The following is a 16975-nucleotide window of genomic DNA, read 5'->3' on the forward strand; positions in this document are numbered from 1 at the left end:
AATTTTTAGATATAAATATTGTTAACCTTAATATATCAAAATAGTAGAAGATTTTCAATAATTTGTAGAAGTTTTACTGTAATTTTATTAAAATAAGTGCAAGAAAAAACAAGTTCGTTTTTTAGAACTTGTTTCTTCACTATATAAAATCAATGCTTGTATTATCTATCCAAACTACGCAATGCCGCCTGATAAGTCTGCTCCATCAACATAGTAATGGTCATAGGTCCAACTCCACCAGGTACAGGTGTGATATGGCTAGCGATTGGTGCAACGGCATCATAGTCAACATCTCCACAGAGCTTGCCATTTTCATCTCGGTTCATCCCCACATCAATAACAACAGCCCCAGATTTGACAAAGTCAGCAGTCGCAAACTTAGCACGACCGATTGCTACGACAAGAATATCGGCCTTAGAAGCTACCTTGGCAAGATTGTGTGTTCGTGAGTGGGTCAAGGTTACAGTTGCATTCTTAGCTAATAACAACTGGGCCATTGGTTTACCGACAATATTAGAACGACCAATGACAACTGCATTCTTACCTTCTAGTTCAATCCCATACTCGTGAAACATTTCCATGATGCCAGCTGGAGTTGAAGGGATCATAACTGGATGACCAGACCAAAGGCGCCCCATGTTGAGCGGATGAAAACCATCCACGTCCTTTTCTGGATCAATAGCCAATAAAACAGCTTCTTCATCGATGTGTTTTGGTAATGGTAACTGCACCAAAATACCATGCCAAGCTGGATCTTGATTGTATTTGGCAATCAAATCCAACAATTCCTCTTGGGTAATGGTTTCAGGAACTCTCACAACTTCACTTTGGAAACCTGCAGCTATCGCTGAACGTTCCTTGTTACGAACGTAAACCTGACTGGCTGGATTGTCCCCAACCAAAATAACCACCAAACCAGGCACCAAACCTGTCTCTTCCTTCAATTTCGCAGTCTTTTCAGCCAATTGTCCTTGTAGCTTGGCTGCTAAAGCCTTGCCATCAATAATCTGTGTCATGTGTTTTCTCTTTTCTAACAAATATCCTCTATTATAACAAAAAAACGCTCGACCTTCTAACACTTCTTACCTAAGATACCCTATAGTCTGAAACTATAAGAAAAAGCCCACTTGGAGCTTTTCATGATATTCTTACAAAACCTTACTCAAAAACTCCTTGGTTCTTTGTTCTTGGGTTTGTTCAAAGACCTGCTCTGGAGTTCCATCTTCGACAACAACACCGTCAGCCATAAAGATGACACGGTCTGCCACTTCACGCGCAAAACCCATCTCATGCGTCACGATGACCATGGTCATACCTGACTTGGCAAGTTCTTGCATAACCGCTAGTACTTCCCCTACCATTTCTGGGTCTAGGGCAGAAGTCGGTTCATCAAATAGCAAAACATCTGGTTCCATGGCTAGACCACGCGCGATAGCGATACGCTGTTGTTGCCCGCCCGACAAGCTTTGTGGATAGGCATCGGCCTTATCTGGCAAACCAACCTTCTCCAAGAGCTCATGCGCTCTCTTTTCAGCCACTTCCTTACTTTCTCCCTTAGTCTTAATTGGAGAAAGTGTAATGTTTTCCATAACTGTCATATTTGGGAAGAGATTGAACTGTTGGAAAACCATTCCCATCTTTTCACGCATGGCAAAGAGGTCGTTTTTCTTATCTGTAATGTCTACTCCTTCAAAGATAACCTTTCCTTTTGTCGCTTCTTCGAGGAGATTCATAGAGCGAAGGAGGGTTGACTTACCGCTACCAGATGGTCCGATAATCACCACAACTTCCCCTTTTTTGATTTTAAGATCAATCCCTTTTAAAACTTCATTCTTCCCAAAGTTTTTATGAAGGTTTTCAATTTTTATAAGCGTTTCAGTCATTATTTTTTCTCTCCTTGTCCCATACGATTTTCAAAAGCTTTCAAGGCTAGTGTCAAGATAGAGGTCATAATCAAGTAGTAAAAGGCAGCAAATAAGAGTGGAGTTAAAGGCAAGTAGGTGGTTGTTGACACCGTAGTAGCTCCATTCCACAATTCCATAACACCGATTGCTGACAAGAGTGAACTATCCTTGATAATGGTAATAAACTCATTCCCCAAGGCTGGCAAGATATTCTTGATAGCCTGTGGCAAGATGACATAGCGCATGGCATTTTTAGGACGAATCCCTAGAGAGTAAGCCGCCTCTAATTGACCTTTAGGTACTGCATTGATACCAGCACGAACTGTTTCTGATACATAGGCACCACTATTCATAGAGATAATGATAATCCCTGGAATCAAACGTGAAAAATCAACTCCCAAAACTCCAATCTGAATTGTCGGAGCATTGATATGCATAAGAGCAAAAGCAATCATGATCTGTACCATCATAGGTGTTCCACGGAAAATCCAAATATAAACATTGGCAAGCCAAGCTATGGGCTTCATTTTTGAACGTTGAGCAAAAGCCAAGACTACTCCTAAAATTGTCCCAAAAAAGACAACCAAAACAGAGATCAAGACTGTTACGAGAGCACCATAGTTAAAATATGGCAGATATTTAGGTAAAAAAGAAAAATTCATAAATCCACTACTTTCTAATTTCTAACTTAAAACTTGTATGAGTATAACATGTTTTGAATAAAAATTCAATATTTTTCCTTTTATTTTCAATAAAATTTCAAAGAAAACAGAAATAGCGAGAAATCTTAGTTTTTTCTAGTCAAGTGGATACTCTTTATGGTAAAATAGTAACGATAAGAAATGGAGGAGAATCAAAATGGAATCACATTTGGTTAGAATCATCAACCGCCTAGAAGCAATGACAAAAGATGGTGGTAACTTAAAACGTAACTTTGAGCGCGAGGGAGTTGTTGTAGCTGAAGTTGCTTTTAACCATGATGAAGAAAATGGCCCAATCTTTACACTTCGTGATGTTGAAGCTCGTGAAACATATACTTTTGACAGCATCGACTTGATTGCGATGGAAATTTACGAACTTCTATACTAATAATAGATATACAGAGGTTGGGACAAAAGATCCCGACCTCACTTTTTATTAGCAATCAAACTTTGACGCGGTAGCTGATTGGACTTTTCGTTCGTCTTTTAGACTCCCAAAACTCCTAATCATCTTCGCGGAGCCGGGACTACGAAATCGAGACTTTGTCTATCGATTTCTGTCCCACCGCCTTTCACCAACGAGAATCCTTTTTGTATGACAAATAGGATTTTTTTCTTGCTATCAAAATCTTCTCCAGATTAGCGCTCTACTATTTATAGTGCTAGTATCCAATCTTTTTACTTGAATTGCCCAATAATCATGATATAATTAAATTATATACTTGTTTGACTATTTTTGACCTTTTAGATTTAGTCAAGACTAAGAAAGAAATGAGGTGGCGGTATGCTCTGTCAAAACTGTAAAATCAATGACTCAACGATTCATCTTTATACCAATCTCAATGGACAACAAAAGCAAATCGACCTTTGTCAAAATTGCTACAAAATTATCAAAACAGATCCTAACAATAGCTTATTCAAGGGCATTACAGATTTAAACAACCGTGATTTTGATCCCTTTGGAGATTTCTTTAACGATCTCAACAACTTTAGACCCTCTTCAAATAACAATGTTCCCCCAACCCAGTCAGGTGGAGGATACGGAGGAAACGGTGGGTACGGTCCTCAAAATCGTGGGCCAGTTCAAACTCCTCCACCTAGTCAAGAAAAAGGACTCTTGGAAGAGTACGGTATCAATGTAACTGAGATTGCACGTCGTGGAAATGTCGACCCTGTTATCGGTCGTGATGAAGAAATCATCCGTGTTATTGAAATTCTCAACCGTAGAACCAAAAACAATCCTGTCCTTATCGGTGAACCTGGTGTTGGTAAGACAGCTGTTGTTGAAGGCTTGGCTCAAAAAATTGTAGACGGTGATGTTCCTCATAAGCTTCAAGGAAAAGAAGTCATCCGCCTAGACGTCGTGAGTCTTGTCCAAGGCACAGGAATTCGTGGGCAGTTCGAAGAGCGCATGCAAAAACTTATGGAGGAAATTCGTGAGCGCGAGGATGTTATTCTCTTCATTGACGAAATTCATGAAATTGTCGGTGCTGGTTCAGCAGGAGAAGGGAATATGGATGCAGGAAATATCCTCAAACCAGCTCTCGCTCGTGGCGAACTCCAACTGGTTGGTGCTACTACCCTCAATGAATATCGCATCATCGAAAAAGATGCTGCCCTTGAACGTCGTATGCAACCTGTCAAAGTTGATGAACCAACTGTGGAAGAAACCATTATTATCCTGAAAGGTATCCAAAAGAAATACGAAGATTACCATCATGTTCACTATACTGATGGGGCTATCGAAGCGGCCGCTACCCTTTCTAACCGCTACATCCAAGATCGTTTCTTGCCAGACAAGGCCATTGACCTCCTAGATGAAGCTGGTTCAAAAATGAACTTAACCTTGAATTTTGTAGATCCTAAGGTCATCGACCAACGCTTAATCGAAGCAGAAAATCTCAAGGCACAAGCAACCCGCGATGAAGATTTTGAAAAAGCAGCCTACTTCCGTGACCAGATTGCCAAGTATAAGGAAATGCAAAAGACTAAGGTAACGGATCAGGATACCCCAATCATCAGCGAAAAGACAATCGAACACATCATCGAACAAAAAACTAATATTCCAGTTGGTGATTTGAAAGAAAAAGAACAATCTCAACTGATCAACCTAGCAGATGACCTCAAGGCTCATGTTATTGGACAAGATGATGCAGTTGATAAGATCGCCAAGGCTATCCGTCGGAACCGTGTTGGACTCGGTACTCCAAACCGTCCAATCGGTAGCTTCCTCTTTGTTGGTCCTACCGGTGTCGGTAAAACCGAACTTTCTAAACAGCTGGCCATCGAACTCTTTGGTTCTGCTGACAGCATGATTCGCTTTGACATGAGTGAATACATGGAAAAACACAGCGTGGCTAAACTCGTTGGTGCCCCTCCAGGTTATGTTGGCTACGATGAAGCTGGACAATTGACTGAAAAAGTTCGTCGTAACCCCTACTCACTGATCCTCTTGGATGAAGTTGAAAAAGCCCATCCAGATGTTATGCATATGTTCCTTCAAGTCTTGGACGATGGTCGTTTAACGGATGGTCAAGGACGAACTGTTAGCTTTAAAGACGCTATCATTATCATGACCTCAAATGCAGGTACAGGTAAGGCAGAAGCTAGTGTTGGATTTGGTGCTGCTCGAGAAGGTCGTACCAACTCTGTTCTAGGTGAACTCGGTAACTTTTTCAGCCCCGAATTCATGAACCGTTTTGATGGTATTATTGAATTCAAGGCTCTCAGCAAGGAAAATCTCCTTCAAATCGTTGACCTCATGTTAGATGATGTCAATAAACGACTCTCAAGCAATAACATCCATTTGGATGTAACAGATAAGGTTAAAGAAAAACTTGTAGACCTTGGTTACGATCCAAAAATGGGAGCTCGCCCACTCCGTCGTACCATCCAAGACTACATCGAAGATGCCATTACGGACTACTACCTTGAAAATCCAAGCGAGAAAAATCTCAAAGCCGTCATGACTAGCAATGGTAAAATCATGATTAAATCAAAAAATAAATTGGAAACAGTTGACTCAAATGACTAATTCCACATACTAAAAGAATGTTCTTACTTGACAGTAAGAGCATTCTTTAATATGATAGAAAGAAAGCGCACACATAAAGGAGAAATTTATGACAAATCCAACCTTTGGAGAAAAAAAAGAGGGTGTAACCTACAAAACTAGATATGGTGTTTATGCAGTCATCCCTGACTCAGCACATGAAAAGATTATCCTCGTTCAAGCTCCAAATGGTGCATGGTTCTTGCCTGGTGGCGAGATTGAAGCAGGTGAAGATCATTTTGAAGCTCTCAAACGAGAACTGATTGAAGAATTAGGTTTTACAGCTGAGATTGGCACTTATTATGGACAAGCAGATGAGTATTTCTATTCCAGCCATCGTGATACTTACTACTACAATCCAGCCTATCTCTACGAAGCTACTTCTTATCAAGAAATCCAAAAACCTTTGGAGGACTTCAATCATCTAGCTTGGTTCCCAATCGATGAAGCCATTGCTAACTTAAAACGTGGCAGTCATAAATGGGCAATTGAAGCTTGGAAAAAACAGCATCAAGTTTAAATTAACTTTTCCAATTTTTCCAAAAAGTGCTATAATAGAAATAGAAACACAGGAGGAAAGCCTATGAAGCTCATCAACACTACTAATTCTCACTCAAACCTTGTTAAAAGCCAACTGGAGAGTACCGACGCTACACTCGTAGAAGTCTACTCTGCAGGCAACACTGATGTTATCTTTACTCAGGCACCGCTTCATTATGAAATCCTCATTTCCAATAAACATCGTGCTATCCGCGAACAAGAAATGGAAAAAATCCAAGAATTTTTCTTGAATCGCAAGATCGAAAAGCAAAATATCGATGAAGCTAATATCAAGACCCTCTACTCTGAAAAATTGATTGAAATCTCAATCCCAACAAAATAAAAACCAGTTCAACAACTGGTTTTTATATGCAAAAAGATTGGTAGTTTTACCAATCTTTTTTAATATTATTTAACTGCTTCTTTCAAGGCATCAACCTTATCCAAGCGTTCCCATGGAAGATCGATATCTGTACGTCCCATGTGTCCATAAGCCGCAGTTTGACGGTAGATTGGACGTTTGAGATCAAGCATTTGGATGATTCCTGCTGGACGAAGGTCAAAGATTTGACGCGCTGCTTTTTCAAGCTTGCTTTCAGCTACTGTTCCAGTACCGAAGGTATCGATACGAACAGATACAGGTTGAGCTACACCAATGGCATAAGCCAATTGAACTTCTGCTTTCTTAGCGAGACCTGCAGCAACGATGTTTTTTGCAATGTAGCGAGCTGCATAAGAAGCTGAACGGTCAACCTTAGTCGCATCCTTACCAGAGAAGGCACCACCACCATGACGAGAGTAGCCACCATAGGTATCCACGATAATCTTACGGCCAGTCAAACCTGAGTCTCCTTGAGGTCCTCCGATAACGAAACGACCTGTTGGATTGATGAAGAATTTAGTTTCGTCGTCAAGATAAGAAGCTGGAATCACTTCTTTAATAACCTTGTTAATCACATCTTCATGGATTTGGTCGTTGCTCACTTCTGGATCGTGTTGAGTTGAAATAACGACTGTATCCACGCGCACTGGCTGGTCATTTTCATCATATTCAACAGTAACTTGTGATTTAGCATCTGGACGAAGATAGCTAATTTCACCAGACTTACGAAGTTCTGCCAAACGACGAACCAACTTGTGGCTGAGTGAGATTGGAAGTGGCATGAGTTCTTCAGTTTCATTAACCGCAAAACCAAACATGAGACCTTGGTCTCCAGCTCCAATCAAATCAAGTGGATCTTGATCTGCGTTTCCACGAACTTCCAAGGCTTCATTAACCCCTTGGGCGATATCTGGAGATTGCTCTACCAATGATGGATGAACTCCTACTGTTTCAGCTGAGAATCCATACTCAGTATTGGTATAACCGATCTCTGCAATGGTATCACGAACTACACGGTTAATATCTACATAAGCAGTAGTTGAAATTTCACCAAAGACATGCACTGAACCAGTATAAACAGCTGTTTCAGCAGCAACGTGGGCTTCTGGATCCTGCTCTAAAATAGCATCCAAGATAGCATCTGAAATTTGGTCTGCAATCTTATCTGGGTGCCCCTCAGATACAGATTCAGACGTGAATAATTTACGTTCTGACATAAAAATGTCCCCCCTTAAAAAATATTCGTTATAGAGTTACAAAGTACTGGTAGAGAATCGATAAACGACCTTCACTACCACCTTATCGGGACCATATAACCTAACTATTATAACACGAATCTTTAAAAAATACTCGTATGATTACTATTTTTCTTAATCGGAAACTGTTTTCTAATCTTAACCAAATAAAAACTCTTAAAGTGGATAGGATTCCCAACTTCAAGAGATTTCTTAAAAACTAATTATTTTCTAGATAAAACTCAAAACGTTCTCCGACATATTGGCTCTTTACATACTCAAAAGCTGTACCGTCATCAAAGTAAGAAACCTGAGTCAGTCCTAAAATAGCATGCCCCTTTTCTACTTCCAGATAATGAGCAATCTTTTCCTTGGCTAAGCGAGCATAAATAGTCTGGTGAGATTTACCAATCCGATAACCATGTTTCTGTAAGGTTTGAAAGAAGTGCTTGGTTACTTCTTCTTTCTTGAAATTTTTGATAAATTTCTCAGGTATAGAAGCCACCTCGTAGACTACCGGAACTTGATCTGCATAACGAACACGTTCCATCCGAATAATATTTTCAGTGGTCTTGATCCCTAATTTTTCAACTTCTTGCTCATTAGGAATAGTTCGACGATAGGAAATCAGATGACTCGATGGTGTTTTCCCCTGAGCCTTCACAATTTCCGTAAAACTAGTCGTTCCACGCATTTTTTCCTGAACACGAGTACTAGAAACAAAGGTCCCGCTACCCACACGACGCTCCAAAACTCCTTCCTCGACCAAAAGGGAGATGGCTTGACGCAGGGTCATACGGCTAACCTCAAATTCCTCAGCTAAGTCTCGCTCACTTGGAAGTCTTTCTCCAATTTTCCAATTTCCCTCGTCAATACCTTTTTTGATTTGGTCATGAATTTTCATATAAGCTGGTAACATGCATGCTCACTTCTTTTCTTTATTTTTTCCATTGTACCCTATCTCATGGGGAAAAGTCAAACTGCACTTGTTTGGTTGGTAATTCTGGGGCATTTATGATAGAATATTCAAGAAGATATTTCTTTTAAGAAAGGGAAAAGATGACCAACATTTCAACTGATTTGCAAGATGTCGAAAAGATCATCGTACTGGACTATGGTAGCCAGTATAACCAACTTATCTCACGTCGTATCCGTGAGATTGGTGTCTTTTCAGAACTAAAAAGTCACAAGATTTCGGCTGACGAAGTCCGCGCTATCAATCCTATCGGGATTGTACTTTCAGGTGGTCCAAACTCTGTTTATGAAGAAGGCTCATTTGATATTGATCCAGAGATTTTTGAACTTGGAATTCCAATTTTAGGAATCTGCTACGGTATGCAGCTATTGACTCACAAGCTTGGTGGTAAGGTTGTTCCTGCAGGTGATGCTGGTAACCGTGAATATGGACAATCCACTCTTACTCACACTGAGTCTGCTCTTTTTGCGGGTACTCCAGATGAGCAACTTGTCTTGATGAGCCACGGGGATGCTGTTACTGAAATTCCAGCTGACTTTATCCGTACTGGTACATCAGCTGACTGTCCATACGCGTCTATTGAAAATCCAGACAAGAAAATCTACGGTATCCAATTCCACCCAGAAGTTCGCCACTCAGTTCATGGCTATGATATCCTTCGTAACTTTGCTTTAAATATCTGTGGTGCCAAAGGTGATTGGACTATGGATAACTTCATCGAGATGCAAATCAAACAAATCCGTGAAAAAGTTGGAGACAAACGTGTTCTCCTCGGACTTTCTGGTGGTGTTGACTCTTCTGTTGTTGGGGTTCTTCTCCAAAAAGCCATCGGAGATCAACTAATCTGTATCTTTGTAGACCACGGTCTTCTTCGTAAAGGAGAAGCTGACCAAGTTATGGATATGCTTGGTGGTAAGTTTGGTTTGAACATTGTCAAAGCAGATGCTGCTAAACGTTTCTTGGATAAACTTGCTGGTGTATCTGATCCTGAACAAAAACGTAAGATTATCGGTAACGAGTTTGTATATGTCTTTGATGATGAAGCAAGCAAGCTAAAAGATGTGAAATTCCTTGCTCAAGGAACACTATATACAGACGTTATTGAGTCAGGTACGGATACTGCACAAACCATCAAGTCTCACCACAATGTGGGTGGTCTTCCAGAAGACATGCAGTTTGAACTCATCGAACCACTCAACACTCTTTACAAGGATGAGGTTCGTGCCCTTGGTACTGAACTTGGTATGCCAGACCACATCGTGTGGCGCCAACCATTCCCAGGACCAGGTCTTGCTATCCGTGTTATGGGTGAAATCACTGAAGAAAAACTTGAAACTGTTCGTGAATCAGACGCTATCCTTCGTGAAGAAATCGCTAAAGCTGGTCTTGACCGCGATATCTGGCAATACTTCACTGTTAACACTGGCGTTCGTTCCGTAGGTGTTATGGGAGATGGCCGTACTTACGACTATACTATCGCTATCCGTGCCATCACTTCTATCGATGGAATGACTGCAGACTTCGCTAAGATTCCATGGGAAGTTCTCCAAAAAATCTCAGTCCGTATCGTAAACGAAGTTGACCACGTTAACCGTATCGTCTATGATATCACAAGTAAACCACCTGCAACTGTTGAGTGGGAATGATTTATAAACATGATTTGAAGTGAAATGGTTGTTTTAACAGCACTTTCTATTATTATAAAAGGTTAAAAATCAATCGAAATTGATTGGTTCCCCACCAAAAACCCCACCAAAATTTTTCTGGTGAGGTTTTTTTATATTAAATTTTATTCTTCTATTATTTGATGCTTCGTTTTAATTTCAAAAATTAACCTTTGATCACTTCTATAGTTTCCTTGATTAAAACACATAATTTACATTTAAATGAAATTATCTAAATTTTTGTGATAAAAATGTAGCATTAGAAATTTACTGATAGTCTTTAGCTTTCTTAAGGCTAGTTTAGAAACACTTTTATTTGAATAAGTTTCAATATGCGCTTAAAATCAATGTTTCCTCACATTTTTAGACAGAAGAATTTTATCTAATTTGAATAACTGTCATTTGAATGGTGTGAACTTTACCCTAAAAATACACGAGTTGAGCTAGACTTTACGAAAAGTTCACACAATTTAAATTGTTATTGTTTTATACAAACAAAACATCACAAGAAATTCTATGTGTTTGATTATAAGTATTTACGGGTACATTATAAATTATCACAAATATCTCTCAATATGCTCTACGAAGATAAAAGGCTCTATATCTTTGTGAGCAAGACCTTTAGATAGAGTAAGGCATTGTTTTGCTGTACCTTTTCCTGGTCGATGGTAAAATGTTCTAATCCCTTGAAGGAATACTCCAAAACGCGAATGACGTTCCGAAGCTGTCATCTCATCTAAATATTTGTCAACATCTAAAGCGAATACATTTCCATAATACCTATCATCGTCAAACCTTGTTTTAGTCATATAATCTCGAATATCATAAATCATGGATCTCATATTTCGATAATTGGGTGCTCCCACCAATGCTCGACTAGCTCTTTTTATGCCATCAACATAACTATAAGCGTCGTTTAATGTTGCAAAATCCCAAAACCTTTTAGAATCAAAATACTTATACTCTATGTCTAGTTGTGATTTTAATATTTTTAAAATGGACAGAGCTTTACTGTCATCATTATTTTTTATTGCAACATAAGCTTCTTCAACTCCAATATTAAAAAAATCAATATGCTGATTAATTTCAGAACCTAAAACACCTGTAATATCAAATTCAAGAATTTTTTTTCGTAATGTAATCATACTTTCTCCTTACTAAATTTAAGTTAACAAATATTATTATTTACGCTTTGTCTAAACATAGAACATCAACAATATCACTGGATTCAAAATAATCTTGAGCTTTTTCAACAATCTGTTGATCATTACTTGGCATGTAAACAATTAAATTTTTCATTGCTCTAGTGATTGCAACATAAAAAAGTTTCTTAGTCCTGTTTTGAACATTCTCATTAGCTGAACCTTTTCCAAATATAGTGTTAAAATTATATTGATTCCATCTTCCGTTGTCTAACAAAACTAAGACATTCTCATACTCACTACCTTTAACCTTATGCTGGGTTATGACTGATACATATTCTCTAAGATAAGCAATACTATTTACATATTCTTGAAATGGTAATTTCTCGAGTCGTAACCATAAATAACATCCCTTATTTTCAATAAAACTAGTAAATAAGTCGTCCTTTGAAATTAATCCTGTTCTCTCTGCAAGTTCTATGACTCTTCCAATTGTAGTATCATTAGCAGAGATTTCCGTCATAATTTTAGATAGAGTAATTTTATCATCTGACGAAGTTATTTTAAAACGAGTAATACGCAAAAATTCATTATGTTTACCTATTTTATATAGTTCTAATAGTTCATAAATTAAATCTAATCTTTTAAGAATCCTATCTCTATCTGTACCAGCCTCATATCTATTATTTAAACCATTAAATTTATAAGCCAATAAAGAATCTTTATTAATTTTACTCTTACTAATCACTTCTTCAAACGAAAATGTCTTAATTATATTGTAAATAGCTAAAAGTTCTGGAGTAGATTTTACAATATCAATTATTAATGGACCGCCCTTTCCAAAAACTATTTTTGCCTCTTCTACTAGTTCTTCAAACGATTTTCCTTTATCAACTAGCTCGTTTGCACTAATTTTTTTCTTCATATTTGTAATTAACTTTACAAATAAATCAGAATTATATAATTCAAATAGCTTAGAGAAACCTGCCATTTCAGCATTAAGTTTATGTGTCAGGCGTAATTCCTTTGTTTTTTGAGATATATCAAATTCTAAATCTTTGTATAGTTTACTATTTCTAAGATCTTCAAGATGATTAATTCCATCGCCATAGATGAATTTCACCACCCCTTGAATTACATTACCATTATTCATGTTCGGAGCGTCTACATCCCCCGAAGGAATTTGGACTAATCCATCATCTCTAAATTTATTAGCTAAATCAATAACTTTTTTAGGATTGCGACGATTTTGAGCTTTTGCTATCTTTTCCAAATTATATGAACTTAAATCTCCTATTCCTGAGTCATAGATGGATTGCATAGAATCTCCAAAAAATCCCACAATATTTTTCTTTGTTCTATTCTGTATATATTCCAATAAAATTTTTACAACTAACGGACTAGTATCCTGGTATTCATCTACAAAAATATAATCAGCTATATCGATCAAAATATCGCATAACTTAGGATATGTAGAAAACATTTTTTCAGCAACTATTACAATATGGTCATGACTAATTTGAACGCGATTATCAATTATACTCATTGAATAACGCTCATCATAATCTACACGAATGTTTTCAAAATAAGTATCTGTAAGTGGATCTTCACTCGGGTAATCAAGAGGTCTAATAAATGCTTTCTGCTCATCATCATTTATTAGATCAATTAAACAGCATTTTATTTCATTTTGAAATTGTTCTATGATACTCCAGATAAATTCATGAATCGTTGATACTTTTAATTTATCATTAGTTATCCGCTCTCTAATTTCAGCAACAGCATTGTTAGTATATGTAATACATACAATGGATTTATCTGGTTCATCTCTTGATATTTTTTCAATTATAGAAATTAATGAAAAAGTTTTTCCACTTCCAGCACCACCTTCAAGAATGAAATTTTTATCTTCTTTGATTGCTTCAAATACCTTTTCTACTTCTGGCTCTATTGTTCTCTCAACCATAATAATCCCTCCGAAATGTATTTAGGAACTTTCCAAGTATTTTGGTCATCTTCAAAATACAATAGACTTGATGCAAAGGCAGATTTTTTGTTCACTTTATCCCTAGCAAAATGATACAAATCGTAAATATCACTTTTACTAAAACTCTTAAGCGCCTCATATTCTATTAAATTCTCTTTATTATCTAAGATAAACTGACTATTCAAGCTAATAAAAGCATCTTCAAAACTAGCTGGCTGATAGCTACTCTCTGGATCGCCAATTTGATATGCGATACGAATGCTATTATCTGAATTGATTTTGTCTTCAAAACGTTTATTACTAACTGCTAAAAAATTATTATCCCCAGAAATATCAAAAAAATTTTTAATTGATGAATTTGAAGTAGATGTTGCTTTTTGGGCTGAACAAGAAGTAAGACGACCGTTTTTTTTCTTCTTTACTGGATCAATGTCAGTAATAATCAATATTCTAAGCTCTAAAAATTCAAATAATTTCCTAAATACTTGTGAATGAGCACCTGTTTCAATAATAGAGATATTTTGCGAAAGCAAGGGCATGATAGTAGAATTTTGTTGAACTGGGTTAGCTACATCCACTTTTTTCATCATTGTTGGTAGTAAAATTCTTTCTGTATCACCTTCAATACAAATAACTTTATCAGAAAAAAATAATTCACTACTATTTAAAGTCAGATATTGCTTCACAAATTTATATCCGAGTCTATCTGTACCATATTCTTCTTTTAAAGAATTAAAAGCCTTCGCTGTGGCAGTACCATTATTGCGCTTAAAATAAATTAAATCATCAAAATCACAATCAGATACAATATGCGATGAATGAGTTGTAATTAAGGACTGGATGTCACATGCACTACTTTTTTCTTTAAGCTCCTTTACATGTTCTGCTAATAAATCTTTGATATTCTTGATAAAAATATACTGTAATTGTGGATGCGTATGCGATTCTGGCTCTTCAATATAAACTAGGTTAATATCTGCAGGGTCTTGTTTTATATCTGCCATTACAGTCTCAATTTCAAAAATTATTCCATATAGATTTAAATATCCCAAACCATTATATGTCTCAGGTAATAGACTATCATCATGTTTATAATATAACGTCGTATTATTACTTAAAATATCCTTTTCAGACAGTGATGAATGAATTGCCAACTCTGCTTCACTATCATGTCCACCAAATCTTTTTACTCGTTCAAAGACTGGAGTAAATATACCTTCATTGCTATCATCACCACTATAAGCTTTCGTTAAAGTCTCGTCTGCCTTTAAAATTGCAGATCGAAGTAAATTATTTGCATTGCTGTCAATATCTTCACCATTATTTAATTTATAAAATTGATTTGACGTCTTAGACAATGAATGGTTATTTTCTTTATTAGATACTTCTCGACTAGCACTGATCCCTCTTACTTTAATAATTTTATGAACATCTTTCATTTCAAGTAAATCAGATTTTTCTTCTGTTAATTTTTGAGTATAAGGATTGTATCCTAGTGAGTAAATCTGCATTTCGAAAAGTTTACTCATATTTTTCTTCATGAACAACTCAAACTTTGAAAAATCATCTATGAAACCACTAACCTGAAGATTTAAGTCACGAAGTTTTTGAATCGGGATTATATACGTAAATTCAAGAATAATAAAATTATTATCGGGATTTAGATCCATCATAAATGGCTGGATGTTTTGATAAGAATCTTCTTCTGAGTACTGAATCCATATTTGAAGGTTGATTCCTAAAATAGATTCTAATTCCGAGTCAGAAGTATCCGAGACCTTTTTTATATTTTCAAAAATTACTTTTCTATGATTTAAATTTATATCTTCCCAGGTTAAACTAGATCTTTTATTAATTACCTTTTCCAATATAGATAAAACTGAGGTTTTTCCGCAATTATTTTTCCCAACAATTAACGACAATTCACTCTTCAATTCTAAAGAAAAATCCTTCAATAGACGATAATTTTGAATATTAATTTTTTTAATTTTCATAAATTCTACCTTTTTTATTTCCAATAACTATCTCAACCGTTCTTGTCCTAATTTCAACAATTCTTCCAAATTTTTTATCTTCTCAAAATACAATTTTGTCATCCATCTACTACTTTGATTCATATACTTCAAAGCCATACATGAAAATAAACAAATATGATTTAAAGAAAAATACTCATTTAAAAATTATTTTCAGAAATTAGATTTAAAACTTTTTTAGCATCTCAAATTATAAAATTAAAATAACTAAATTACTTCTGAACTGTATATGTTCTTTTGTACTTTAAGATACTCTTTTAGATTAATAATTTTGTCGTTATGATTAGTTTTTCTTTTAGTTTCATTATTATATATATAGTTGTTTGCTTCAGCAAACTGCTCTGTATAAGTTTTCACCAATTCAAATAATTCATCAAGAGAGGTATCTAATTCTAATTTCTTTAGCAGAGATTCATTTTTATTTAAGAAATTTAAAAACTTATCAATATCTTTCTCAGTCAATTCTCCTTTTTGAGCGGTAATTAAATACTGAGTTAACCTCTTTATTAAAGTTTTTGATACACTATTCATCTGAATACTACGATAGCCGTAATAACCAACTCCTCCTACAGCTAAAACTCCTGCACCTATTAGCCCAATTTTTATAGCCTTGTTGCCAATTAATTTATTTGCAGTATCTTTAGAAAGATCCACTGCTCTAAGATGTTTAATAATTTGTCCCTTATTATTTCTGATAACAGAACCAAATTGTTTGTATATACCTGATTCTAAACCCTTTTGAATTTCGTTATGTATAACTAAATTAATATTATTGTTAACCATAATAAAACTCCCTTATAAAAAACTTCCCTTAAATTGTACCATCAATTGTGACTCTTAACACTACACTAATATTTAAATTTAGAAAATGAAAAGAAGTTTAATTCAATGTGTAACAAAGATAATTGAATTTGATTAAATGAATATATATAGCCTTAAAAACAGAATCTCAAATCTAAATTATAGCTAGAAACTAGTCTCGTTACTAATTTTTATTTCATTAATCTTATTCTTTAATCATTTATAAATTTTATTAGACCACTATATAGAAATCTGTTGAATAAGATGAGTATTCAAAGATTTAATTTATCCAAAAATTGTTTTTCGCTCTTTTTTATACTATCCACAAATTCTTCATATCTTGAAGCTTTTGGAATTTTGAGCCCAATCTTTTCTACTCGGACATCTTCATTTTTTGTAGGAGTGACTTCAGTTCTTACTCCCGTCATTAAATAAAGTATTTTATGATGTTCCTCTTTTGAAGGATGGAAAAAATACGCTTGTTTACAATCAAATCGAAACATGTAGGATAAAATCTGAGAATAATCACTGTTTTTAATATTATTTTGAGGTTTATAT

Annotated in this window: 14 protein-coding genes and 1 pseudogene; 5 read left to right on the forward strand and 10 right to left on the reverse strand. The window is 35.9% G+C overall.

Translation table 11 applies throughout. From position 1 onward, the window contains the following. Window positions 1-161: 161 nt before the first annotated feature. The 3 genes from GEZ89_RS06540 to GEZ89_RS06550 form a co-directional block, all read right to left on the reverse strand. The gene (locus GEZ89_RS06540; RefSeq protein ID WP_228113873.1) at window positions 162-1016 is read right to left on the reverse strand and encodes a bifunctional methylenetetrahydrofolate dehydrogenase/methenyltetrahydrofolate cyclohydrolase; all 855 of its coding nucleotides are present in this window, start codon (window positions 1014-1016) and stop codon (window positions 162-164) included. Between the two features lie 132 nt (window positions 1017-1148). Beyond that, window positions 1149-1883, reverse strand: a complete 735-nt coding sequence (locus GEZ89_RS06545) for an amino acid ABC transporter ATP-binding protein (RefSeq protein WP_153225414.1) — start codon at window positions 1881-1883, stop codon at window positions 1149-1151. Beyond that, the gene (locus tag GEZ89_RS06550) at window positions 1883-2566 is read right to left on the reverse strand and encodes an amino acid ABC transporter permease (RefSeq protein WP_153225415.1); all 684 of its coding nucleotides are present in this window, start codon (window positions 2564-2566) and stop codon (window positions 1883-1885) included. Before GEZ89_RS06550 ends, GEZ89_RS06545 begins: the two co-directional genes overlap by 1 nt. A gap of 196 nt (window positions 2567-2762) precedes the next feature. Here GEZ89_RS06550 and GEZ89_RS06555 point away from each other — a divergent pair, with 196 nt between their 5' ends. The 4 genes from GEZ89_RS06555 to GEZ89_RS06570 all read left to right on the forward strand — a co-directional run bounded on the left by GEZ89_RS06555 (window position 2763) and on the right by GEZ89_RS06570 (window position 6540). Continuing rightward, a complete protein-coding gene (locus tag GEZ89_RS06555) occupies window positions 2763-2993 on the forward strand; it encodes a DUF1797 family protein (RefSeq protein WP_000443576.1) in 231 nt (76 codons plus the stop codon). A gap of 396 nt (window positions 2994-3389) precedes the next feature. Then, window positions 3390-5639, forward strand: a complete 2250-nt coding sequence (locus GEZ89_RS06560; protein ID WP_153225416.1) for an ATP-dependent Clp protease ATP-binding subunit — start codon at window positions 3390-3392, stop codon at window positions 5637-5639. Between the two features lie 88 nt (window positions 5640-5727). After that, window positions 5728-6177, forward strand: coding sequence for an NUDIX hydrolase (locus GEZ89_RS06565; protein WP_045762885.1), 450 nt, complete (start codon window positions 5728-5730; stop codon window positions 6175-6177). Window positions 6178-6240: 63 nt separating this feature from the next. After that, window positions 6241-6540, forward strand: coding sequence for a DUF1827 family protein (locus GEZ89_RS06570; protein ID WP_153225417.1), 300 nt, complete (start codon window positions 6241-6243; stop codon window positions 6538-6540). 65 nt (window positions 6541-6605) lie between these two features. Here GEZ89_RS06570 and metK read toward each other — a convergent pair whose 3' ends face one another. Together metK and GEZ89_RS06580 are read right to left on the reverse strand one after the other, a co-directional pair. Next, window positions 6606-7796: a methionine adenosyltransferase gene (gene metK, locus GEZ89_RS06575; protein WP_153225418.1), complete on the reverse strand. Its 1191-nt coding sequence runs from the start codon at window positions 7794-7796 to the stop codon at window positions 6606-6608. A 238-nt stretch (window positions 7797-8034) separates the two neighbouring features. Next, a complete protein-coding gene (locus GEZ89_RS06580; protein ID WP_153225419.1) occupies window positions 8035-8733 on the reverse strand; it encodes a GntR family transcriptional regulator in 699 nt (232 codons plus the stop codon). Window positions 8734-8873: 140 nt separating this feature from the next. On the opposite strand from GEZ89_RS06580, the gene guaA reads away from it, so the two are divergent. Then, window positions 8874-10436 (forward strand): glutamine-hydrolyzing GMP synthase, encoded by a 1563-nt coding sequence (guaA, locus tag GEZ89_RS06585; protein WP_060955503.1) that lies wholly within the window; start codon window positions 8874-8876, stop codon window positions 10434-10436. Window positions 10437-11011: 575 nt separating this feature from the next. Here the strand turns inward: guaA and GEZ89_RS06590 are convergent. From GEZ89_RS06590 to GEZ89_RS09585, 5 genes and pseudogenes are all read right to left on the reverse strand, one after another. Next, window positions 11012-11599 (reverse strand): hypothetical protein, encoded by a 588-nt coding sequence (locus tag GEZ89_RS06590; protein ID WP_153225420.1) that lies wholly within the window; start codon window positions 11597-11599, stop codon window positions 11012-11014. 40 nt (window positions 11600-11639) lie between these two features. Beyond that, window positions 11640-13562 (reverse strand): ATP-dependent helicase, encoded by a 1923-nt coding sequence (locus GEZ89_RS06595; RefSeq protein WP_153225421.1) that lies wholly within the window; start codon window positions 13560-13562, stop codon window positions 11640-11642. Next, window positions 13544-15577: an ATP-dependent nuclease gene (locus GEZ89_RS06600; protein ID WP_153225422.1), complete on the reverse strand. Its 2034-nt coding sequence runs from the start codon at window positions 15575-15577 to the stop codon at window positions 13544-13546. Before GEZ89_RS06600 ends, GEZ89_RS06595 begins: the two co-directional genes overlap by 19 nt. Before the next feature lie 246 nt (window positions 15578-15823). Continuing rightward, window positions 15824-16399, reverse strand: coding sequence for a hypothetical protein (locus GEZ89_RS06605; RefSeq protein WP_153225423.1), 576 nt, complete (start codon window positions 16397-16399; stop codon window positions 15824-15826). A gap of 290 nt (window positions 16400-16689) precedes the next feature. Then, a pseudogene (locus tag GEZ89_RS09585) lies at window positions 16690-16975 on the reverse strand (hypothetical protein); the annotation flags it as partial.

It is taken from the genome of Streptococcus mitis, from assembly GCF_009496285.1.
Lineage (GTDB): Bacteria > Bacillota > Bacilli > Lactobacillales > Streptococcaceae > Streptococcus > Streptococcus mitis_BP.

What these genes read in the sequence shown, in the direction of transcription:
- GEZ89_RS06540 (WP_228113873.1), bottom strand. Translation starts at nt 1,016, where the DNA reads ATGACACAGATTATTGATGGCAAGGCTTTAGCAGCCAAGCTACAAGGA.
- GEZ89_RS06545 (WP_153225414.1), bottom strand. Translation starts at nt 1,883, where the DNA reads ATGACTGAAACGCTTATAAAAATTGAAAACCTTCATAAAAACTTTGGG.
- GEZ89_RS06550 (WP_153225415.1), bottom strand. Translation starts at nt 2,566, where the DNA reads ATGAATTTTTCTTTTTTACCTAAATATCTGCCATATTTTAACTATGGT.
- GEZ89_RS06555 (WP_000443576.1), top strand. Translation starts at nt 2,763, where the DNA reads ATGGAATCACATTTGGTTAGAATCATCAACCGCCTAGAAGCAATGACA.
- GEZ89_RS06560 (WP_153225416.1), top strand. Translation starts at nt 3,390, where the DNA reads ATGCTCTGTCAAAACTGTAAAATCAATGACTCAACGATTCATCTTTAT.
- GEZ89_RS06565 (WP_045762885.1), top strand. Translation starts at nt 5,728, where the DNA reads ATGACAAATCCAACCTTTGGAGAAAAAAAAGAGGGTGTAACCTACAAA.
- GEZ89_RS06570 (WP_153225417.1), top strand. Translation starts at nt 6,241, where the DNA reads ATGAAGCTCATCAACACTACTAATTCTCACTCAAACCTTGTTAAAAGC.
- metK (WP_153225418.1), bottom strand. Translation starts at nt 7,796, where the DNA reads ATGTCAGAACGTAAATTATTCACGTCTGAATCTGTATCTGAGGGGCAC.
- GEZ89_RS06580 (WP_153225419.1), bottom strand. Translation starts at nt 8,733, where the DNA reads ATGTTACCAGCTTATATGAAAATTCATGACCAAATCAAAAAAGGTATT.
- guaA (WP_060955503.1), top strand. Translation starts at nt 8,874, where the DNA reads ATGACCAACATTTCAACTGATTTGCAAGATGTCGAAAAGATCATCGTA.
- GEZ89_RS06590 (WP_153225420.1), bottom strand. Translation starts at nt 11,599, where the DNA reads ATGATTACATTACGAAAAAAAATTCTTGAATTTGATATTACAGGTGTT.
- GEZ89_RS06595 (WP_153225421.1), bottom strand. Translation starts at nt 13,562, where the DNA reads ATGGTTGAGAGAACAATAGAGCCAGAAGTAGAAAAGGTATTTGAAGCA.
- GEZ89_RS06600 (WP_153225422.1), bottom strand. Translation starts at nt 15,577, where the DNA reads ATGAAAATTAAAAAAATTAATATTCAAAATTATCGTCTATTGAAGGAT.
- GEZ89_RS06605 (WP_153225423.1), bottom strand. Translation starts at nt 16,399, where the DNA reads ATGGTTAACAATAATATTAATTTAGTTATACATAACGAAATTCAAAAG.